This window comes from Acidobacteriota bacterium (assembly GCA_016716905.1).
GTDB lineage: Bacteria > Acidobacteriota > Vicinamibacteria > Vicinamibacterales > SCN-69-37 > SYFT01.
In genome coordinates, this window is record JADJUS010000004.1 from 1915342 (window position 1) to 1934998 (window position 19657).

23 protein-coding genes and 1 pseudogene are annotated in these 19657 nt (G+C 65.1%); 7 read left to right on the forward strand and 17 right to left on the reverse strand.

From position 1 onward, the window contains the following. Positions 1–36: 36 nt before the first annotated feature. The gene (locus tag IPL75_12590) at positions 37–1116 is read left to right on the forward strand and encodes an acyltransferase family protein (GenBank protein MBK9241076.1); all 1080 of its coding nucleotides are present in this window, start codon (positions 37–39) and stop codon (positions 1114–1116) included. A 32-nt stretch (positions 1117–1148) separates the two neighbouring features. Next, positions 1149–2285 carry a hypothetical protein gene (locus tag IPL75_12595; GenBank protein ID MBK9241077.1) on the forward strand — a complete coding sequence of 379 codons (1137 nt, stop codon included), beginning with the start codon at positions 1149–1151 and terminating at the stop codon, positions 2283–2285. On the opposite strand, the gene IPL75_12600 is transcribed toward IPL75_12595, so the two are convergent. The 3 genes from IPL75_12600 to IPL75_12610 form a co-directional block, all read right to left on the reverse strand. Continuing rightward, positions 2262–2606, reverse strand: a complete 345-nt coding sequence (locus IPL75_12600) for a serine hydrolase (GenBank protein MBK9241078.1) — start codon at positions 2604–2606, stop codon at positions 2262–2264. The two genes, IPL75_12595 and IPL75_12600, sit on opposite strands and share 24 nt — an antisense overlap. Next, entirely contained in the window at positions 2585–2833 is a 249-nt protein-coding gene (locus tag IPL75_12605; GenBank protein ID MBK9241079.1) for a serine hydrolase, read from the reverse strand. Before IPL75_12605 ends, IPL75_12600 begins: the two co-directional genes overlap by 22 nt. Before the next feature lie 197 nt (positions 2834–3030). Continuing rightward, the gene (locus IPL75_12610) at positions 3031–3594 is read right to left on the reverse strand and encodes a hypothetical protein (protein MBK9241080.1); all 564 of its coding nucleotides are present in this window, start codon (positions 3592–3594) and stop codon (positions 3031–3033) included. Positions 3595–3672: 78 nt separating this feature from the next. Here IPL75_12610 and IPL75_12615 point away from each other — a divergent pair, with 78 nt between their 5' ends. Then, positions 3673–4623, forward strand: a complete 951-nt coding sequence (locus IPL75_12615) for a YafY family transcriptional regulator (GenBank protein ID MBK9241081.1) — start codon at positions 3673–3675, stop codon at positions 4621–4623. On the opposite strand, the gene IPL75_12620 is transcribed toward IPL75_12615, so the two are convergent. The 10 genes and pseudogenes from IPL75_12620 to IPL75_12665 form a co-directional block, all read right to left on the reverse strand. Continuing rightward, a complete protein-coding gene (locus IPL75_12620) occupies positions 4624–5484 on the reverse strand; it encodes a DUF2236 domain-containing protein (protein ID MBK9241082.1) in 861 nt (286 codons plus the stop codon). Next, positions 5477–6268: a hypothetical protein gene (locus IPL75_12625; protein ID MBK9241083.1), complete on the reverse strand. Its 792-nt coding sequence runs from the start codon at positions 6266–6268 to the stop codon at positions 5477–5479. The genes IPL75_12620 and IPL75_12625 overlap by 8 nt, the downstream gene beginning before the upstream one ends. After that, positions 6268–7056 carry a hypothetical protein gene (locus tag IPL75_12630; GenBank protein ID MBK9241084.1) on the reverse strand — a complete coding sequence of 263 codons (789 nt, stop codon included), beginning with the start codon at positions 7054–7056 and terminating at the stop codon, positions 6268–6270. Before IPL75_12630 ends, IPL75_12625 begins: the two co-directional genes overlap by 1 nt. Further along, positions 7049–7771, reverse strand: a complete 723-nt coding sequence (locus IPL75_12635) for a metallophosphoesterase family protein (protein MBK9241085.1) — start codon at positions 7769–7771, stop codon at positions 7049–7051. The genes IPL75_12630 and IPL75_12635 overlap by 8 nt, the downstream gene beginning before the upstream one ends. Before the next feature lie 113 nt (positions 7772–7884). Next, the gene (locus IPL75_12640; GenBank protein MBK9241086.1) at positions 7885–8397 is read right to left on the reverse strand and encodes a hypothetical protein; all 513 of its coding nucleotides are present in this window, start codon (positions 8395–8397) and stop codon (positions 7885–7887) included. Positions 8398–8405: 8 nt separating this feature from the next. Then, on the reverse strand, positions 8406–8936 hold the full coding sequence (locus tag IPL75_12645; protein MBK9241087.1) for a winged helix-turn-helix domain-containing protein: 531 nt from the start codon (positions 8934–8936) through the stop codon (positions 8406–8408). Then, on the reverse strand, positions 8933–9526 hold the full coding sequence (locus tag IPL75_12650; GenBank protein MBK9241088.1) for a hypothetical protein: 594 nt from the start codon (positions 9524–9526) through the stop codon (positions 8933–8935). The genes IPL75_12645 and IPL75_12650 overlap by 4 nt, the downstream gene beginning before the upstream one ends. A gap of 17 nt (positions 9527–9543) precedes the next feature. Next, positions 9544–11736, reverse strand: a pseudogene (gene katG, locus IPL75_12655) (catalase/peroxidase HPI). 600 nt (positions 11737–12336) lie between these two features. Next, a complete protein-coding gene (locus IPL75_12660) occupies positions 12337–13002 on the reverse strand; it encodes a hypothetical protein (GenBank protein ID MBK9241089.1) in 666 nt (221 codons plus the stop codon). After that, on the reverse strand, positions 12987–13661 hold the full coding sequence (locus IPL75_12665; protein MBK9241090.1) for a glycosyltransferase family 39 protein: 675 nt from the start codon (positions 13659–13661) through the stop codon (positions 12987–12989). Before IPL75_12665 ends, IPL75_12660 begins: the two co-directional genes overlap by 16 nt. 314 nt (positions 13662–13975) lie before the next feature. Between IPL75_12665 and IPL75_12670 the strand changes: the two genes are divergently transcribed. Further along, positions 13976–14572, forward strand: coding sequence for a DinB family protein (locus IPL75_12670; GenBank protein ID MBK9241091.1), 597 nt, complete (start codon positions 13976–13978; stop codon positions 14570–14572). 153 nt (positions 14573–14725) lie between these two features. Here IPL75_12670 and IPL75_12675 read toward each other — a convergent pair whose 3' ends face one another. The 4 genes from IPL75_12675 to IPL75_12690 form a co-directional block, all read right to left on the reverse strand. Then, a complete protein-coding gene (locus IPL75_12675) occupies positions 14726–15958 on the reverse strand; it encodes an FtsX-like permease family protein (protein ID MBK9241092.1) in 1233 nt (410 codons plus the stop codon). Between the two features lie 63 nt (positions 15959–16021). Continuing rightward, positions 16022–16360, reverse strand: a complete 339-nt coding sequence (locus IPL75_12680) for a hypothetical protein (protein ID MBK9241093.1) — start codon at positions 16358–16360, stop codon at positions 16022–16024. A 12-nt stretch (positions 16361–16372) separates the two neighbouring features. Then, on the reverse strand, positions 16373–17056 hold the full coding sequence (locus IPL75_12685; protein ID MBK9241094.1) for an ABC transporter permease: 684 nt from the start codon (positions 17054–17056) through the stop codon (positions 16373–16375). Next, positions 17053–17388, reverse strand: coding sequence for a PadR family transcriptional regulator (locus tag IPL75_12690; protein MBK9241095.1), 336 nt, complete (start codon positions 17386–17388; stop codon positions 17053–17055). Before IPL75_12690 ends, IPL75_12685 begins: the two co-directional genes overlap by 4 nt. A gap of 92 nt (positions 17389–17480) precedes the next feature. On the opposite strand from IPL75_12690, the gene IPL75_12695 reads away from it, so the two are divergent. From IPL75_12695 to IPL75_12705, 3 genes are all read left to right on the forward strand, one after another. After that, positions 17481–18446 carry a LamG domain-containing protein gene (locus IPL75_12695; protein MBK9241096.1) on the forward strand — a complete coding sequence of 322 codons (966 nt, stop codon included), beginning with the start codon at positions 17481–17483 and terminating at the stop codon, positions 18444–18446. A 63-nt stretch (positions 18447–18509) separates the two neighbouring features. Then, on the forward strand, positions 18510–18830 hold the full coding sequence (locus tag IPL75_12700; protein ID MBK9241097.1) for a hypothetical protein: 321 nt from the start codon (positions 18510–18512) through the stop codon (positions 18828–18830). Continuing rightward, positions 18800–19564 (forward strand): glycoside hydrolase family 127 protein, encoded by a 765-nt coding sequence (locus IPL75_12705; GenBank protein MBK9241098.1) that lies wholly within the window; start codon positions 18800–18802, stop codon positions 19562–19564. Before IPL75_12700 ends, IPL75_12705 begins: the two co-directional genes overlap by 31 nt. Positions 19565–19657: the final 93 nt, after the last annotated feature.

Consider the following 19657-nt stretch of genomic DNA (forward strand, 5'->3'; position numbering starts at 1 on the left):
CCGATCATAAGCCGTCCCGGGTATCCTTTCCACCGAGTGAATCTTCAGTCGGCACGTTACGACGGCCTCGACCTGTTTCGAGGCCTCGCCATGTTCTCAGTCGTGTTGCTCCACGTGCATGTGCTCAGCGGCGGCGAGACCAGCGACGTCATTCTCCGCATCAGGGATTTCGCCTTCCCCGGGCTCATCATGGGGAGCTTCTTCGTGATGGCCGTGGCGTTTGACCGTACGCCCTCACGGGCGTTTGGCGAGGCCGTGCGCGCCAGGGTCATGCGTCTGCTCCTGCCCTCGCTCGTCTGGTCGTACCTCTACTGGATAGGCTGGTGGATGGTGCGCCCGTGGCTGCTCGGCCAGGCGCCGATGCTGCCTCCCCTCAGTCTGGCCTTCACCTCATACATGCACTTCTGGTTTCTGCATCTGGTGTTCGTGATCACCGTGGCGTGGATTCCGGTGCTGGGGTGGGTCGCACGTGGCCGGCTTGCGCGATGGCCGGTCGTCGCCGCCTGCGTGGTGCTCGCGCTGGTCTACCCGATCTGGCTTGAACGCTGGCTGTTGTCCCTCTCGGGGCAGGCCGACTATTTTTCTTTGCCAGGGGGCGCCTACCCGGCCCCGACCCTGCGGCAGTGCCTCAAATTGGTGGTGCCGTTTCTTGCCTACATCCCGGCGGGTATCGCGATCGGTCTGGCCCACCGCACGATCCGCGAATGGTACTCGGCGTCCGCATTCCGCACCGGCACGATCATCGCGGCCGTGGTGGCAATGGTCGTCCATGTCACGGGGCTCAACGGAACGCTGTCACGTGAGGCCTATGCGATCGCGGTCTTCATCGCCGTGCTGCGGCCCATTCAACCGCGACCCTTCATCTGGGCGCGCGCCCTGGCGCGATGGTCGTTCGTGGTCTACATCCTGCACTACGCCGGAGCCATCCTCTTCACGAGCGCGCTCCATTGGTCGGGCATCCCCCGCTCGGAAATCACCTCAATCGCCGGCGCACTGATCGTGGTGGCCGCGAGCCTGACGGCCGGCGTCATCCTCCGGCGCCTGTTGCCCGTGGACTGGCTGCTGCCCCTCGTGGCCGTCGCACCAAAAACGGCGCCTGTCCCGCCTGGCGCCTGAGGTATGGTTGCTGCACGCAAGGGGGCACTGTGATGGCCAGCAGACCAACGCCAGTTCTCATCTACGCACCGGGGCTCGGGCGGTACAGCCACAATACGGCCGACGGCGTGGCCGAGGTGTTGGCCCGCACGATCGACCGCTTGATGCCCGACGAGTACAGCACCAAGACAGATGCGGCCGTCACCGCACCCAAAGGCCTGCGGGTGGGCAAGACCATCATCGACGGCAAGGACAAGCCGGTGCTCCAGTTGTTCGAGCTCGACTACCTGGGACTGCTCGAGCCCGACTCGGGCGTGGCAGGCCGTCCGGTCGTGCCAGGGCTGGTGCGCTCAGTGTTTTTCGCGATCTTCGGTCTGTGGAAATTGCTCCGGGCCCTCGGGCGCCCCGGCAAGACCTGGAGAACCAAGGTGCAACTCGTCGCAGGGTTCGTGATGGTACTGGTGCTGGTGTTCGCAGCCATCGTCGCCGTCTACTCCGTGGTCTTTGCCACAGGTCGGTCCCTGCCGTTCGCGGGAGTGTTTGGCCCCGAAGCAGCGCCCTGGGTGTTGGGCATGTCGTCGCTCGGCATTGTCGCCGGTTGGGCGGCGATTCGTAAGCACGTGCTGGCGATGGCGGGATCCATGGAATGGCTGATGCGTTTTGTCACCAACGAAAGCGCGATCGCCGATACCGTGGCGCTGGTCGTTGACGAAGCGGTGGACGGCCTCCGTCAGAATGACTGGAACGGCAGCATCCACCTGCTCGGGTTCAGCTTCGGCAGTCTGGTGCTGTTCGAATCACTTTTCCCCAGGCCCGGCGCACTGCGTTCGTCGGCGCCAGTCGCCTCGATCTCGTCGTTGACGACGGTTGGGTGCCCCATCGATCTGGTCCGTCTCTACCAACCCGCCTACATCGCCAATCGCACGGCGCGCCGCCCCGGGATGCCCTGGACCAACGTCTTCAACGCTGCCGACATCTTTGCGTCGAACCTCAGAAACGGCGATGACAGCAGTGAAGGCGTGGCCGATGCCCTTCCGTTCGCCGCACCCCCGCCCACCTCGATCCGTTACCTGGATCAGGTCATTGGTCCGACGCAACTGTTCTCGAGCGGCAGCATCCACGCGGGGTACTGGGGCACGACGCCGCGCGCGAACTGCTTTGATCCGCTAGTGCTTCCCTGGCTGAAATAGTTCGGGCCGTGCCTGCGTCAGGAACCGATCCGCAATTTTCAGCGCGAGAGCCTTCGTTTCCGCAAACGACGTGTTGGAAATCACAGAGACGACCAGCCCGCGGCCGGGAAACGAGATGAATGACGCGACGTTCCCGCCCCGCAGGGCGCCCTCGTCGCCGGCGGTCGTCATTTGCTGTCCCGCCAGCGTGACGGACTCAAGATCCCAACCGAGGCCGTAGCCCGTTTCCTGTCCCGAGGCCACCCGTTGCGTCGTCTGCAGCAACCGGACCGTGCCTGGCTGCAGGAATTTGCCGCCGTTCACAGCCAGGCCAAAACGCACGAGGTCTGCCGGCGTGCTTCGACCGCCGCACTCACGAGCATCCAGCCACAGCTCGATTGACGGTACTCGGTGCCGGGCTCGAACCGCAGCGGACTTTTCGCAAACCGGGGAAGGACATCGAGCGTGCGCTCGCACCGCACCGTCACCGGTTCCTCGTCACCGGCGTCGTTCCTGACGCCTGACACGTGCCCCATCAAGTGGCGAACGGTGACGGGCCATTGCTTCACGGGGAATTCCGGGAGTGCAGTACTGGCGCCGTGGCGGTCGTGTAGGTGTAGAGCCCGAGCACCGCAAGCGGGATCATGCCCACGCCGAGCACACCCAGAACCAGCCACGTCGGAATCTTCTTCGCGCTCACTGATCGATCAGTAACACGAGCCCTCACCCATGACACGTGAGCATTGGATGAGATTCCAGTGAGGACCTATGAGCGCCGCCAGTCCATGAACCAGTTCGGTTCCCAGGTGGCTCCCCCATCCCGCGACACCGCCTGATGCCATCGGCAGGACGTTGGAGTGATGCGGTCCCACACACCTCTCACCTTGATCGACACGTCACCGTCCTTGTCGTCGGCCTCGAACGTCCCGATGCCGTTGGCAAACCCGCCGGTGGTGCCGGGTGTGGTCAACACGCCGCTTTTGCCATTAACCCAGAAGTCCGACCAGATCTTCTGATCCAGGTCGAGCAACCGCAGGCCCATGCCGCTGAAATTCCTGGCTGGGATGCGCAGTTCCTCAACGCTGCCCACGCCACCCAGGATCGTCCAGCACGTGGCCTCTCCCGTGAACTCGTCCCAGTCCTTTCCACCGGCCGCTTTCAGGCGGCGATGGGCGATCGCCCATCGACCCGCCAGAAAGTCGAAGTCGCCAGGTTTTCCCGCCGGCACCTGGCGGACCGCCGCTGCGGCGAGAGTCGAGGCGGACAAGGCCAGCGATCCGGCGAGGCCGGATGCCGCCAGTTGAAGCAACGTGCGTCGGTGTATTTCCATGGGGTCCTCTGACATGCCGTCACGATACAGGCCTATTCCTGACAACGAACGTCAGGATTCTTTCGGTACAATCTCCACGTGCGTGCGAGCCGGCTCCTGTCCATCCTCATGACGCTGCAGGTACGTGGGTGTGTGACTGCAGATGCCCTCGCCGAAGAGTTTGAGGTCTCCGTGCGCACCATCTACAGAGACGTGGATGAGCTCAGCGCTTCAGGTGTGCCGGTAGTGGCGGATCGTGGCCCCGGCGGTGGCTTCCAGTTGGCCGACGGATACCGCACCCAGCTCACAGGGCTCACGCCTCACGAAGCCACGTCCCTGCTACTCGCGGGCCTGCCGGGTCCAGCCGCCGATCTGGGTCTGGCCGGCGCGCTGGCATCGGCCGAGCGAAAGGTGCTGGCGGCGTTGCCTTCTGGCCAGGCGACCCGCGCGAGGCACCTGCAGCAACGTGTGCTCCTCGACCCCCTGGATTGGTACCGGCGTGTGGAACGGCCCCGGTATTTGTCAGAAGTGGCCGGCGCCGTGTGGGCCCAGACCCGTCTCTCTGTGGGTTATGACGGCTGGACCACAACGTCAACGGGTGTGATTGATCCGTTCGGCCTCGTGATCAAGGCCGGTGTCTGGTATCTCGTCGCACGCCGCAAACAGGCGATTCGCACCTTCAAGGTCAGCCAGATTCTGGAATGCACACCGCTCACGGACACGTTCGTCGTGCCGGCGACATTCCACCTGGCGCAGCACTGGGCGGCCGAACTGGCGCGGTTCGAGCAAGGCCTTCGCCAGGGACGCGCGACCATTCGGGTCGCGAAGGCAGCGCTCTCTCGAATTGAACGCCTGGGCGCGGACGCGGTTGACGCCGTTCGTGGTGCACAACCCGATCGGCATGGATGGAGGACCGCCACGATTCCGATCGAGAGCATCGATCACGCGGCCGTCGAGCTGCTGGGCTTCGGACCCTGGGTTCGGGTTGTGGAACCGCGCCCGCTGGCAGACCGTGTGCGCACACTGGCTCGCCGGGTGGCCAGCCGCTGATTACGCCAGGGTCTCGGCCCGACGACGCGCGATGGGCCATTCACGAGCGAGCGAAGGCAGCACCACAAGGGAGCCGCGTAACACGGTCGTCCAGCGGGCCAGTGCCCGTTCGTCACGCGCGTGCCACGCGAATCCGTAGGCCTCGCGAATCGCCGGTGGCAGCGATCCAATAGTGAGCAATTGCATCGCGCGAAATGCCGGCCAGGCCACCTGCCACTTTGGCGGGTACAACACGGCCCGGGCGAGCGCTCGGCTGGTGTCGGTCACCACAATCCGCCCGCCCACCAGCATTTCGGCCATGTAGGCGTCGAGTTGCGCCGAGTCGCGCGGCAGCCAGCCTGCCGGCATGCCCATCAGCGGCTCCATGATGGCGGCCTCCACACAATACTGATCCCGCTCACGACGCGTCAGCGGACCTACGAGGCGCTCATAGGTCAACGGGATCGATTCGAGGAGCGTGGCATGCACCCACCGTTGCAGGTCGGGATCGTGGGCGGAGTACGACCCGCCGGCCGGGGCATTGACGCGCCCTTGCACGCGATCGTGAATCGCGTTGATGCCTGCCGCCGCCGCGATCATTTCTTCCGTGTGACCGAAGGTCAGTGACAACATCGCGCCCACCGTGGAGTGCAGTCGCTGGAAGCTCGCGCGCAGGCTGCCCCGAAAACCGCTGTGACCGTGGACGCCGGCAGCCACTGATGGATGCGCGAGTTGGAGGAGAATCGCACGCCCCCACCCGGCGACCACCACCACCTCGCGGTTCACCTTCCAGGTCACACTTCCAGGCCCGGCGGCCACATGGTCCGACCGCAGCAGGCGTGCGCGTACCGCCGCGCGATGACGTTCGACTGCTTCAGTCATGGCTGACTACCTGGACTGCGTGCATGATCTGCCGGAGCTTCTGCAACCGCGGCTCAGTTTGTTTCATGGGCGCGCTATTTGTTCTGACATACCAGAGCCACCTCGGAAAACCGCGCGGCGCCACCAGTTGGTGGCCCAGCGCCTGGAGCACAACAGGCCGGCGATATTCCTCGATGAACGCGGTGGCCAACGGCAACCATCGATCATCCGGCCCCCCGATCAACTCCAGCAGCACCGACATCACATCGTCGCATTGACGAAGAGTGGCCGCGACGCCGAATTCGTGGCGGATATCGAAGTCGATCAAGGTCGCCCGCTGCCCGATCACGTCGCAGAGGACATTGTCGAGATGCAGATCACCATGAGACCACTCAGCGCGGTAGTGGCGGCACGGGATCTCATGGACTCGGCGCAGTTCGCGGGCGGCAAGCACCAGGGCCGTTCTCACGTCCGGGTCGTTCCGACGAACCATCGCCCGCAGACTGGTCCCTTCCACCTTGGGAAGGACCACCGCAGAACCTGACTCAACCCTGGCGCCCGGCCGCTCGGGATACAGCAGTTGCACACAATAGGTTTCCCAGGCCGTCCATTCGCTGGTGCGAAGAAACATGCAGGTGCCGCTGCGTGACAGCGCCAGAAATATGTTCGCGCACCAGATGACGACCGGTGCGCCTGCCCGGCGCTGCTTCACGAACACAGGAGCGCCATCCCGCACGGCTGCGTGTACGTCGTTGACTCGCACACGATTCATCAGCCGGCCGGCGGTTTGTTGCAGGCGTTCCATCACCGATGGGCCACCTGTCGCGCATACCGATGGCGTCGACCGGCCAGTCGAAGGATACGTGTGGCCGCCACGGTGAAGCCCCACAACGCCAGACGGAGCGGGAAAACACTTTTACGGGTTCGCCCTGAGCCCTCCGCATAGGCGCGCGCCGCGTCGGCCGTCAGGTCCAGCGCCTGCGAAAGAGACGCCGAGGCGGTCAGAAAACTCGGTAAGCCCGCGGAGGCATCTTCCGCATAGTCCAGCACGTCGTCGATGATCTGACACTGCATCAGAATCCGGAAGAGTGTGTCCACGTCGGCGTCGGTGTGGGCCTCGCCGCGGTCCTGTTCACGGCCGTCAGGGTTCAACGCCATCGCGGCAGCCGTGGCCAGTGCCAGTCGCGCCACTCCCTCCCGGTACGAACGAACGGCGTCGAAACACCGTCGGTCGCCACCGACGGCCGGCCGCGCTGTTTCGAGGGCTCGAAGGCGATGCAGGTATTGCTGAACGCACACATCCAGGCCCGCGCGTGCCAGCCACCGCCGGGTGGCCTGGCATTCGGAAAATGGCGGGGCCTTCCGGTCCCACACCGCATTGGCACATCCTTCAAAATCCAGGAACATCGCAAGCTCGGTGATTCTCCTGCGAGACAAGGGCCGCGAATGGCGAAGGACATGGAGCGTGTCGAACGCCACAATGCCCAGCATGCGCAGCGGCGTCCGTGGCGAAGCGCGAAACAACAGCGGCAGGCTCCGAAGGAGGCATGCCACGGATACCACGGTGGCCCGCACTGGTCCGGCGTCAGACATGACAGAGCACCACTTCGCGAGGACACATCCAGCGGATCGGCAGAAGGTCACTCACACCGCGGCTGACCACAAGCCTGCTCGAACCACGCTGATGGCTCAGGTAGCAATAGGGGTAAAAGAGCGCCCCGGGAAAGAGGCGATCGCGATAGACGCCGCCCACTACCTGGAATCCATGCAGGTGCCCAGCCAGGACGAGGTCGTAACCTTCGTGCCGGGAATGTTTCCAGATCCGCGGGTTGTGTGCGCAGAGGATGCGCACGTCCGCTTCGGCAGGTGGCGCGCCTTCGGGTCCGGCAATCGCGATCACGCGCCTGCCATGCGCCACCCGTGCATTGGTGTCGTGGATCCACTGCCCCCCGCCACGCACCACCGCATCGCAGACGCGGTCCATGCCGACGCGGCGGTCGTGGTTGCCGCCGATCGCAAGCACCGGCGCCACCTCGCCCAGCCTGCGCACAAGATCGGCGAGAGACCCGAGCTCGGTCGAACGATCCACCAGGTCGCCACCCAGCAACACCAGATCCGGCCCGGAGCGCTGCGCCGCCTCCACGACCTGCCCGCACAGCCGATCCGTGCGCCCATTCCTGAGATGAATGTCGCTGACATACAGCAGCCGGCATGCGTCGTGACGCGTGGACAAGCGCTCCTCGCGGATGTGCAGCGGCTGTTGCAACCCGATTTCAAGCAGCCCGCCAAGAACGCCTGTCGTGTTCATGCTGTAAGAGACGCCTGTGGCGGCTCGAATGCCGTCAGCAGGCCGTGAGCATTACGTGAGATGGGGGTGAGATGGTCGGGGTCCTGGGGTCCTGGGGTCCTGGAGTCCGGCGGTCACTCGCGACGTCTGAGGCCGCAGGCGAGGCCGAGGCCAAAGGTGGCGGCTTCGCCGAAGGCGAGGATGGCCCGCGACACGGGGCCGAAGTCCGGCTCGCCGATCAGCCTCCCCAATGGTGCCAGCGTGGCGCGAGACCCTTCCACCGCGTCGGCAATCGCATGGATGGTGCCTCCCACGAGAGGAGATCCTGCAAGCGCCAACGCGAGACCAGCCAGTCCACAGAGGACGCCGGTCAGCAGGGCCGATCGCAGGCGGTGGGCGGTCGCGAGCGCGTACCCCATCCCCGCGGCTCCCCCAATCACGACGCCCTCAAGCCCGCCACCAACTTCGACGTCCACGCCGACCAGGGCGGCAAGCCCCCAGCGCGCCATCCACTGGACGGCCACTCCGGCGATTCCGCCTCCCAGGGCGGCGCCAGCCGTGCACGCCCAGACACGCTGCGACCTCGCGTGAGGTTCAGCCAGTGCCAGACCCGCTCCGACGCCGCCGCCACCCAACGCTCCGCACACGCCGCCGATCACCGCGAGGACGGGTGCAATCGCGATCGTGGCTGCGCTGCCGGGGCGGCCGCGAGGATCAGGCCACCAAGACCACCGGCCGCGAGGCCGGCCAGCCCGCCACCCGTCGCTCCGCCAATCCAGTGCGGGTGCGCCACCTGAGCGTCGAGCGTGGCCGTGGCGCCCAGCGCGGCCTCGGCGACGCCCAGTGCGGCCTCGTTCGGGGGCGCAGCGTCCTCCTCTTCAATCACGTCCAGGACAAACTGGTAGCCGTGGCGTGAAACGGTGCGGATGAAGCGGGGCTCGCTTGGGTCGTCGCCCAACGTGCGGCGGATGGTGCGGACGGCCTGGCTGAGCGCGCTGTCCGAGACGTTCGCATCCGTCCAGACGCGTTCGAAGATCTCGCGGCGATGCACCGCCTCGTGGCGCCGTTCGATCAGCAGCACCAGAAGATCAAAGTACCGGGGGATCAGCGGCACTTCACGTCCATCGCGAACGATCAGACGCCGCTGAGGCGAGAGCGTGAACTCGCTGAAGCGGTATCGAATCACGAGGGTGCGTTGTCTCCGCGCGCGCTCATGCGCTGCAGTGCCCGCTCGTTCGTCTTGTAGGACTGGTGCAGCAACGACGCCAGCACGGCGAGTGCGACCGCCATCATCAGCGGGAGCTGGAACATCTTGTCGGGCGGCAACACCATCCCCATCGCCATCGCGCCGACAGAAATGACACCAGCCATGATGGCGAACGGCAGTGATTTGTAGTACCACGCGTACGGAAAGAAATGCGCCCCCGTGATGATCGCGTAGGTCATGACGAAGTAGTCGGGGTCCTTCAGCATGACAAACACGAGGAACGGAAAGTAGAACAACTGAGCAAAATTGAGCCACAGCCCCAGCGGCTCGATCGGATTGTTGCCCACCTTCCAGTTCGTCTTGTAGACCTTGGACAGCGCAAACGCCAGCGGAATGGTGATGCTGCCCACCATGAACGTGAGGATGCTCTTGTTGTAGGCCGTAGACGACCAGCTCCAGATATAGGCAATGAGCAGCCAGACCACGGTTGCGGAGGTGATGAAATCAATACCGTTCTTCGCTTGAACGGAAAGGTTCAGGCGAAGTCTGTCAAATTCTGCTTTCTGCATCGCCTGGCTCCCTCTGTTCAGGCCACGTCGTACCGATCAAGGTTCATCACCTTGGTCCAGGCCGCCACGAAGTCACGCACAAACGTATCCTTCGCGTCGTCACACGCATACACCTCGGCAAGCGCTCTCAGCACCGAGTTGGAACCAAAGACCAGGTCGGCACGCGTACCGGTCCACGTCACCTTGCCGGTCGCACGATCGCGGCCCCTGGTAGACGCCGGCCAGATCCGCCGCAGGCTCCCAGATCGTTTTCATGTCGAGCAGGTTGACGAAGAAGTCGTTGGTCAGCGCACCAGGCCGCGCCGTGAACACCCCGTGTCTGGACTGCCCCACGTTCACATCCAGCACGCGCAGACCGCCGACAAGCGCGGTCATCTCGGGCGCGGTCAGTGTGAGCAACTGGGCCTTGTCCACCAACTGCTCCTCGGCCGACATGCCATGGGCCTTCCGGATGTAGTTTCGGAAGCCGTCAGACGCCGGTTCGAGTGGCGCAAAGGCTTCCACGTCGGTTTGGTCCTGCGATGCGTCCATGCGCCCCGGCGTAAAGGGCACCGTCACCTGGTGTCCAGCATCGCTGGCTGCCTTCTCCACGGCGGCGCTGCCACCGAGTACGATCAGATCCGCGAGCGAGACTTTCTTGCCACCAGACTGCGCAGCATTAAATTCCTGCTGGATCCGTTCGAGGACATCCAGCACCTTCCCCAACTGCGCCGGCTGATTCACTTCCCAAGATTTCTGCGGCGCCAGACGGATGCGCGCGCCATTCGCGCCCCGCGCTTGTCGCTGCCGCGGAAGGTCGAGGCCGACGCCCACGCGGTCGAGACCAGCTGCGAAACCGTCAGCCCCGACGCGAGAACCTTCGCCTTCAACGCCGCGATGTCCTGCGCGCCGACGAGCGGATGGTCCACCGCCGGAATCGGGTCCTGCCACAGCAGGCTCTCTTTGGGCACCAGCGTGCCGAGATACCGCGTGGTGGGCCCCATGTCGCGATGCGTCAGCTTGAACCATGCACGCGCAAAGGCGTCTGCGAACTCCTGCGGGTGCTCGAAGAAGCGGCGCGAAATCTTCTCGTAGGCCGGATCCATTCTGAGCGCCATGTCTGCGGTGGTCATCATGGGAGCGTGCCGGATCGCGGGGTCGTGCGCATCAGGCACGGTGTTCGCGGCGACCGCGCCCTTCGGCGTCCACTGCTGGGCGCCCGCTGGGCTCTTCGTCAGTTGCCACTCATTGCCGAAGAGCGTCTCGAAGTAGCTGTTGTCCCAGGTGATGGGGGTCGGGGTCCAGGCCCCTTCGATGCCGCTGGTGGTTGTGTGCACGCCACTCCCACTGCCCAACTTGTTCTTCCAGCCCAGGCCCTGCTCCTCGATGGGCGCCCCTTCGGGTTCCGGTCCCACCAGGGCCGGGTCGCCCGCGCCATGGGCCTTGCCGAATGTGTGCCCACCGGCGACAAGGGCCACCGTCTCTTCGTCGTTCATCGCCATGCGCTTGAACGTCTCGCGGATATCCCGGGCCGAGGCAATCGGATCCGGATTGCCATTAGGGTCCTTCGGGATTCACGTAAATCAATCCCATCTGCACGGCGGCCAGCGGGTTCGACAGATCGCGATCGCCACTGTAACGTTCGTCCGCCAGCCACTTGCCTTCGGGGCCCCAGAAGATGTCTTCTTCGGGCTCCCACACATCGGCACGACCGCCGGCGAAGCCGAACGTCTTGAAGCCCATCGAATCCAGCGCGACATTGCCGGCCAACACCATCAGGTCCGCCCAGGAGATCTTCCTGCCGTACTTCTGCTTGAGGGGCCACAGCAGGCGGCGCGCCTTGTCGAGGTTGCCGTTGTCGGGCCAGCTGTTGAGGGCGCAAAGCGCTGCGTGCCTGAACCGGCGCCACCGCGGCCATCGCCCACACGGTACGTCCCCGCGCTGTGCCACGCCATCCGAATGAAAAACGGGCCGTAGTGGCCGTAGTCGGCGGGCCACCAGTCCTGCGAGTCTGTCATCAGAGCATGCAGATCCTTGACCAGCGCATCCAGATCCAGGCTCTGGAACTCAGCGGCGTAGTCAAACGCCTCTCCCATCGGGTTGGACAGCGAGGAATGCTGATGCAGGATGTGCAGATTGAGTTGATTCGGCCACCAGGTCGCATTTGCCGAGGCTCCGGCCGTGTGTCGGCGGGCATCGCCCGTCACAGGGCATTTTGAGTCGTTTGACATCCTTGAATTCTATCGCAGGCCGACCGGCGCCGTCGTGGATGCGAACAATGCTGACCGCAAGATCACGTGAGTCGGCTGACTGCCCCAGAGCGCTCGGTTTCCACGTCTGGTCGTACTCGAGCCTGATTGAAGCCAGCAGACCACCTGACCGCGGAACTGTCACGGTGAAGGGCTGATGGGCGGCAGCATTCAGCACCTCGATCTCACCGGTCGGCTTGCCATCCACCGACACTCGGATACGCGTGCGGCGTTCCGGGCTCGCAATGGCGTTGAGCCACAGCGTGACGTCGGTGTCCCGATCCGTGGGCACCGGCAGATGAAGGTCTGACGAAGCGGCAGTCGACCAGACCTCGGCCGGCCCAGGCGCCGCCGGCACCGCCCACCCCTCACCCAGCCACCGCGCAAAGTCCGCATCGGTGGTATCGATCGACTCGCGAGCGAACCGGGCCACGACCTCCGCATTGTGTGCGAGCAGTCGCGACATGGTGAATCGGCGGCCCGCCGGGTCCTCGCCCGACAGCGTCACGTCTTCGTACAGCAGGCCGCTGCCGGGTCCCATCAACCACGGCTGCTTCCACCAGGTGCGCCCGAAGAAACCGTTCATGCCGCGATCGCGAACGTAGTCGAGCATCCGGCCCTGTTCGATGGCCGGTAACACCTCGGAGTTGGCCAGCCCGTCGAGATTGACGGTCGTGAAGGGGCAAACCAGCCCCACATGCCCGCATCGGAGTTGCCCACCACCGCGTCAGGAGGAAGGCTCGCCGCCACTACACGGATGCGGGCAGGTTCGGCAGCCTGGTCTGGCCACGGTCCGCGAGCCAGCACGTCACGTCCCTGGAACGAAAGGCCGAGGCCGATGAACACTGCCGCCGCGAAGGCCATGGACCGGCGAGGCAGCAGCGTCACGACCAGCGCCACCAACAGCATTGCCAGCGCGATGATTGGCGCCAGGTACCATTCGCGAATCACCAGGCGCCACGCGCCTCCCAGCAGCACCGCCGCCCCGTAGGCCAGGAGGGTCGCGACAAACGCTGCCCGCACCAGCGTCACGCCGTGCCGCCAGTACGCGATTGCGCCAAGGACACCCGCGATCGCCAGTCCCAACTGATTGACCAGCCCGAGCCGGTCGCCCAGCGTCCCGAGACTCGCCGCGAGTACGGCCGCGGGCCGTGTCGCCAGCACATCCAGAGACCCGTGAAACGCGTGGTAGCGCTGCTCCATCACGACAAACGCCCGGCCCGAGTCCTGCATCACACTGCCGAACACGACGACGTTGTAGATGAACCAGGGGCCATGATGAGTGCAGCCACCACACCGGCTCGCACCAGAAGTCGGAGCGTGGCCAGAGGCTCACCGCGATGCCGGATCAGAATGCCCACCCAGACGAGCACGGCCAAAAACGCGGCGTCTGTTCGGCTCAGGCACACGGCTGCCGTGATCACGCCGAGCCGGATGGCAGCGTGCGACGAGCCGACACCCCGCACAAATCCCTGCCACAACAGCAGACTTGTGGTGAACATCAGCAGGCCTGTTTCGAGGCCGTTCACCGCGTGCGTCAACACGATGGGATTGAGCGCCATCAGGACGCTGAAGGCCACCGCCACGCGGGCATCCCACAGGTGCTCCACGCAGCGCGCCAGCACGGCAATCGCCAACGCCGTCAGGATCGCACCAGCCATGAGGACATACGCGAACGTGTGCCCGGCCACCGCCAGCACGGGCGTGATGACCAGGGCCCAAAGCGGATGAAAACCGTTCGTCCGCGTGGGGCCGTCGAACGAAAACCACCATCCGTCGCGAACATGCTCTGCAACACCAAAGTAATAAAACGCATCGTCTGGCACGAAGCCGAGAAGACGGTCAGGATTTGTTGCGGCGAGTGCCCCACCCACAGGGATGAGGCAAAGGCGAAGGCGAGGGGCCATAACCACAGGAAGGCTCGCGTCACGCCAGCGGAGCCTATCATGCGGCGCCGCCTGCGTCGGGGCCCTTATAATCTCCGCCCGCCGTCCTGCTTCCGCTCTTTCTAGCGGCCGGAGGTTCCCTGCCGTGTCAAGTTCCTGATTCCTGCGGGCCTCTGCGGGGCGATTTCTCGACGGCTCGGTGGATTCCAGCCCAGACCGCTGGAGGTCAACGCAGCACCGGAGACGCTCGACGAACCACCCGCATCGACCGTCCGCTGAAGTGCGGTGGTCGTTGATAAGCGATCGCCACCTTCATCGGGCGCACGGCCACGCTCGTGCCGGCTGAGAAGTACACGTGGCAGGCGACACCTGAAGTGCGCAGCTTCGCGCGCCTCTTCGCGCATATCGTGGACGACAACAACGGCGCGTGCGCGGCCATGGCGGGCGTGACGCCCGCGCCGGCCCGTCTTGATACAGGCAGCGCCACCGATGGGTGGGCGGCCAACAAGATGCCCAAGGCGGATCTTGAGAAGGCCCTGGCCGATTCCGTCGCTCTCTGCAACAAGGCGTTTGCAGCCGTTGACCAGACCAACATGATGGAGATGCAGGGACGCCGGACGAAAATCGGCGCGCTCATCTACAACACCAGCCACATTAACGAGCACTATGGCAATCTCGTCACGTATCTCCGGCTGAACGGCATGGTGCCGCCCTCAAGTGCGCCGCGCGGCGCTGGGGAATTGGGAAACTTAGGATCGAAGGAAATTGGGAAATTAGGAACTGGGGACTACCTCAGGGCGGTTGCGGGATCGACGCGGGATGCGCGCCAGCCCGGCAGGTCGCATCCCGCGACCACCGCGACTGTCAATACCAAAGGCGGCGACGGCGACGGGACCAGCGACGGGCACCTGATCGAGTCCGACCACGAGTGACCGAATCAGCGCAACGTCCACACGGCGCCGGTGCTGCCTGCCGCCACGCCGACGCCGAGCAAGACCACACCCTCGGCCAGGACCATGCGCCGCACGGCACCAGGCGTGAGCCAATGCCAACCCGGATGCCGATCTCGCGCGAACGATGCTACGCTATGCGCGGTGACGCCGTAGACACCGACGATGGCAAGGGACCACCGCGATGAGGGCGAGGCCGCCCACCAACCTCAGGCTGAGACGGGTGCGTGCGAACTCGCCTCCATCAAGTTCCCCAGCGGCATCACCAACCCGCTCACGGGAGGCCGGCCCGACACCGGCGAGTTCAGCCCGAATGACCGGTCCCAATTCTGCGTCCTCGGCGGCGGCGCGAATCACGATCGCCATCCGCGATGCCTCGCCCTGGGTCAGGGGGGATGTAGACGGTTGGTGGCGCCGGACGATACAAGACGTCTTCCTTGATGTCGGCGACGACACCGACGACCGGCGGTCAGCCGTGTCCAGATCAGTGAGGCCGTCCAGAGTCAGCCTTAGATGACCGCCCACAGGTGAGCCCGCAAAGGCGTGCGAGCGAACGTCTCGTTCACCACGGCCACCAGTGGCACGCCCCTTGTCCGACGCGCGCAGCAGCCGGCCGGCCAGTGGCTGAAGGCCGAGGGTCTCGAGATAGCCCTCACTGACAACACGCACCGCGGCCGGCCGGGAAGATCCTGCAGCGACGCGGCGAGGCTCGTTACCCAACAACACCGGCGGGGCTCGCGCCCGCGGCTTACGGCCTGGCGACGTCGGTGATTCCGGCCGCGGCGATTGACGAGTGCGCACGAAGCCGCGTGAGCAATTCCTCGAAGAACTTCGACTGTGCGGGCACATCAGTACTTGATCGATGGGCAAGGTCACGCGCGCCTGCACGAGCCGCGCCACATCGAACCCCGCCAGTTCGGCACTGAGCGCGGAGGCATGGCTGCCGATAGCGCCCGCTCCGCACACCAGCACGAGAGCCAGGCCAATCTCAGAGGCAATCAGCAGCCGCTGCACCAACCGTCCCCGGCGATGATGTGTGACCGCCCGGCTTGCCACTCCGTGGCCGGCCACGCCGCTCCGTGCGGGCGCGCAGCCTGGGACCAGTCCCACAAAGAGCCCCGCGACACACGTGAGGCCAACACTCACAGCCGCCACCTGCCAGTCCACCTGAGTTTCGTTCATGCGCGGAATGTCGAACGACGCGATGGCCGCAATCTCCTTCGCCAACCACACCGCGAACAGAAGTCCGGCCGCGCCGCCCGTCGCGAACAGCACCACCGTTTCGGTCACCAGGTGGCGGGTCAACCGCCCTCGCCCGGCCCCAAGCGACGCACGCGTGGACATCTCGGCCGCGCGATCGGAGCCCACGGCACAGCAGCAGGTTGAACAGGTTGATGCACACGATGAGGAAGACCACCGCAGCCGCCGCGATCAGCATGAGCAGCGCAGGCCGGGCGCCTTGCCGAATCGAGCCGGCCCAATCCGCGAGGTGGAAGGTACCCCGGCGTGGGTGGCGCGGTGATCAGATTGCAGGCGTCGGGCCAGCACGTCAATTTCCGCCTGCGCCTGCGCACGCGTCACATGAGGTTTCACAGCGGCAAAGCCCAGCAACAGCGCACGCTCAGGCTCCGCCACGGAAGGGTGGCCGGCGTCGCGCGGAATCCACAGGTCGCCCTTGATGTAGTCCGGCGCCGGAAAGAGAAACTGTTCCGGCATCACCGCGAGGATCGTGTGGGGCCGGCCATTGATGGTGAGCCGCTGGCCAACCACATCGGTGCGTCCCTAGTACCGCCGTTGCCACAAGTGATGCGACAACACGACCGGCCGAACCGAACCGTTGTCGTCTTCCTGCGTTGGCCAGCGACCGAGGGCAGGCACGGTGCCGAGCACCGGAAAGAGATGGTGATCGGTCAGGACCGCGCGAGCATTTTCCGGCAATTCCGCGCCCGTCAGGCTGACGGAATTCAGCGCGGCGAACGCCACGCCTTCAAGCGTTGATGCCGACCGAAGCACATCGACATCCACCGATGCCACCTGGCTGCGCCGGCGGCCATCCTGGACCTGCAGAATCTGTACGAGCCGATCCGCATTGGTGTACGGCGGAGCCTTGAGCAACACCGTGTGTGCCACGGCGAACGCCGTCGTCAGCGCCCCGCTCCCAACCGCAATCGTCAGCAACGCCGTGATGGTGAGCGTCGGTTGGCGTCGAAGGCCGCGCGCGCCATGCTTGAGATCCAACCACAGGCTCTCGAGCCACGGCCAAAGCCACACGGCCCGGGCATCCTCGACGGCCAGCGTGGTGTTCCCCATCACTCGCGTACTGCGGGACGTCGGCGACGGATGGTCCGCTTCGCGCAACGCGGCTTCCCGCAGCCGTCGGTGGGTCTCCATCTCCTCGCGGAGCTCGGCTTCCATTTGATCCCGGTGCCACCAGAACTGCAGCCGCCGCCAGAACTTGCTCATCATGTCGCCAGCACTTTCTGCACCAACCCGACCATGCGGTCGAATTCGGCGCGTTCCTGCTCGAGATGCCTGCGTCCGACGGGCGTCAGCGTGTAGAACTTTGCGCGACGATTGTTCTCCGACACACCCCAGTCCCCCTTCACCCAGCCGTTGAGGAGCAGCCGCTGCAAGGCCGGATACAAGGCGCTCTCCCCCACCTCAAGCACTTCGCCCGATGCCATGCGCAGGTGGTCGGCGATCGCGTAGCCGTGTTTGGCTCCCGACATGAGCGCTTTGAGGACGAGCAGCTCAAGCGTGCCAGGGATGAGGTCGGAGGCTGTGTTGGTGAGTCCCATCAGTTGATGATGGGACGAGAGTCGGCGAAAAGGTTTGCTCGAAGGGGAAATCGCCGGGGTCGACCTGGCCGCGATCACACATAATCTCCCCTATGACCCGCGCATTGCTTCCACTGTTCCTGGCCGTCTCGACGATCGCCGCCGTTGTTGCCCAACAGGGAGCCCTGACTGGGCAGGCCGCTGGCCAGGGTGGCGACCAGTTCCTGGATGGCATTGGCGAAACCAGCCTGGTCGCCCGCTACCAGTTCAACGGCAACACCGAGGACTCGTCGCGGAATCAACTGCACGCCACGATGCGTGGTACCGGTGCGGTGTTTGTGGACGACGGCGGGCGGCGCGTGTTGCTGCTGACCGGCGCCGGCAGCCACGTGCAATTGCCATCGGACGCGCTTGAGGGCGAGGACGCCATTGCGGTCGTCGGCTGGCTCTACCTTCCCACCCGTGCGACGGGTCCGGTCTTCGATTTTGGTCAGAACATCGACACGCGGATTTTCGCCGTCGTGGACGCCCAGGGATTCCGGGCTTCGGCGGTGGTGGGCGGCAAGACCCAGGGAGAGGCTCCGGCCAAACCGGTGGTCGAGAACCAGTGGATTCACTTCGCGGTGGTCCTCGACCCGGCCACCAAGGTGTTGACGACGTACCTGGATGGCGTGCGTGCGGCACAGGCCACGGGAGTGGCCGTGACGCCGGACCAGTTGGTTCCACAGGCGCTGTCGACCAACCGCCTGTTCCTTGGGCGAACGCAGGACGACAGTGCGGCCACGCTCCATGGACGGCTCCGCGACGTGCGTCTCTATCGCATCGCGCTGGGTGATGAACCTATTGCCACGATCCGGCGCAACGCGCTGGCGGCGACGCAGACCGCGCAAAGGTGGCCGCGGCGCGGGCGCGGCGCCGCAGATCTCCACCGCCAACATCCCGAAGGAATCTCCATTTGCCGGGAGGCTGACTGTGGTTCCGGACATCACTGTGGAAACGGTCGTCGGCACGTTGCCGCGACTGCCGGCGTCCATCCCCGCCACGTATGCGGGGCGGTGTTGCCGGTGAGGCGCGCGTGATCCGGCCCTCACCCACCGACAACGCAGCAGTGCTGAAGGTGGGCACACACCGTCAGCGGCCTGGTGCCGGGCACTCGCTTTGAGCCGAAGGCCACGGTCATCATCAAAGTACCGGTCGGCACCACCACGCCACCCGACCGGCTGGTGGAAGCGTTCCCGCTCAACCAGGTGGTGCTCGATCGCGACACACAGGGGCGCGACACGCCGTTCATCAAGAATCGCGACAAGTTCCTCTGCGGACGCTCGCGGCGACCAACCCTGACGCGTTCCTCTACAACTTCAGAGAGGCGTTTGGGCAGCCGCAACCGGCGGGCACGCGGCAGCTTGAAGGGTGGGACAACCAGACCACGCGGTTGCGCGGGCACGCAAGCGGTCACTACCTGACAGCCATCGCACAGGCGTATGCGAGCACCGGGTATGACCCTGCGCTGCAGGCAAAGTTCCTGACGAAGATGAACTATCTGGTGGACACGCTCTACGACCTGTCGCACAAGTCGGGCCGGCCGGCACAGGCGGGTGGGCCGTCAGTCGCGGATCCGACAGCGGTTCCGGTTGGTCCCGGTCGAGCGAGCTACGATTCAAACCTCAGGGCCGGCGCCATTCGCACCGACTACTGGAACTGGGGCACGGGCTTCATCAGCGCGTATCCGCCCGACCAGTTCATCATGCTCGAGCGCGGCGCCACCTACGGCACGCAGGACAGCCAAATCTGGGCGCCGTACTACACGCTGCACAAGATCCTGGCGGGCCTGCTCGACACGTACGAAGTGGCCGGCAACAAAAAGGCGCTTGAAATTGCACGGGGCATGGGCGGCTGGGTGCAGACGCGGTTGAGTGCGCTGCCGACCCGAGACACGCATCAGCATGTGGAACCGGTACATTGCCGGCGAATACGGCGGCATGAACGAGGCGATGGCGCGCCTGTTCCGGCTCACCGGCGAACGCCGCTTTCTGGACACCGCGAAGTTGTTCGACAACATCAACTTCTTTTACGGCAACGCCAATCGCGATCACGGTCTGGCCAAAGGCGTGGACACCATCCGCGGCAAACACGCCAACCAGCACATTCCGCAGATCACGCGCGCGCTCTACAAACACATCCTGGCCTCGGTGGCTGAGCAGGACGCCGGCAACACGTATCACGTGCCGCTCAACCCCGGGCGCGCAGAAGCGGTTCGGCAACGCGGACATGACCGGATTCACGTGCTGCA

Bases quoted from the DNA above. Each gene is read 5' to 3' on its own strand.
- IPL75_12595 (MBK9241077.1), top strand. From the start codon at position 1,149: ATGGCCAGCAGACCAACGCCAGTTCTCATCTACGCACCGGGGCTCGGG.
- IPL75_12635 (MBK9241085.1), bottom strand. From the start codon at position 7,771: ATGAACACGACAGGCGTTCTTGGCGGGCTGCTTGAAATCGGGTTGCAA.
- IPL75_12665 (MBK9241090.1), bottom strand. From the start codon at position 13,661: ATGGCCCCTCGCCTTCGCCTTTGCCTCATCCCTGTGGGTGGGGCACTC.
- IPL75_12630 (MBK9241084.1), bottom strand. From the start codon at position 7,056: ATGTCTGACGCCGGACCAGTGCGGGCCACCGTGGTATCCGTGGCATGC.
- IPL75_12620 (MBK9241082.1), bottom strand. From the start codon at position 5,484: ATGACTGAAGCAGTCGAACGTCATCGCGCGGCGGTACGCGCACGCCTG.
- IPL75_12695 (MBK9241096.1), top strand. From the start codon at position 17,481: ATGACCCGCGCATTGCTTCCACTGTTCCTGGCCGTCTCGACGATCGCC.
- IPL75_12690 (MBK9241095.1), bottom strand. From the start codon at position 17,388: ATGGGACTCACCAACACAGCCTCCGACCTCATCCCTGGCACGCTTGAG.
- IPL75_12650 (MBK9241088.1), bottom strand. From the start codon at position 9,526: ATGCAGAAAGCAGAATTTGACAGACTTCGCCTGAACCTTTCCGTTCAA.
- IPL75_12610 (MBK9241080.1), bottom strand. From the start codon at position 3,594: ATGGAAATACACCGACGCACGTTGCTTCAACTGGCGGCATCCGGCCTC.
- IPL75_12625 (MBK9241083.1), bottom strand. From the start codon at position 6,268: ATGGAACGCCTGCAACAAACCGCCGGCCGGCTGATGAATCGTGTGCGA.
- IPL75_12685 (MBK9241094.1), bottom strand. From the start codon at position 17,056: ATGATGAGCAAGTTCTGGCGGCGGCTGCAGTTCTGGTGGCACCGGGAT.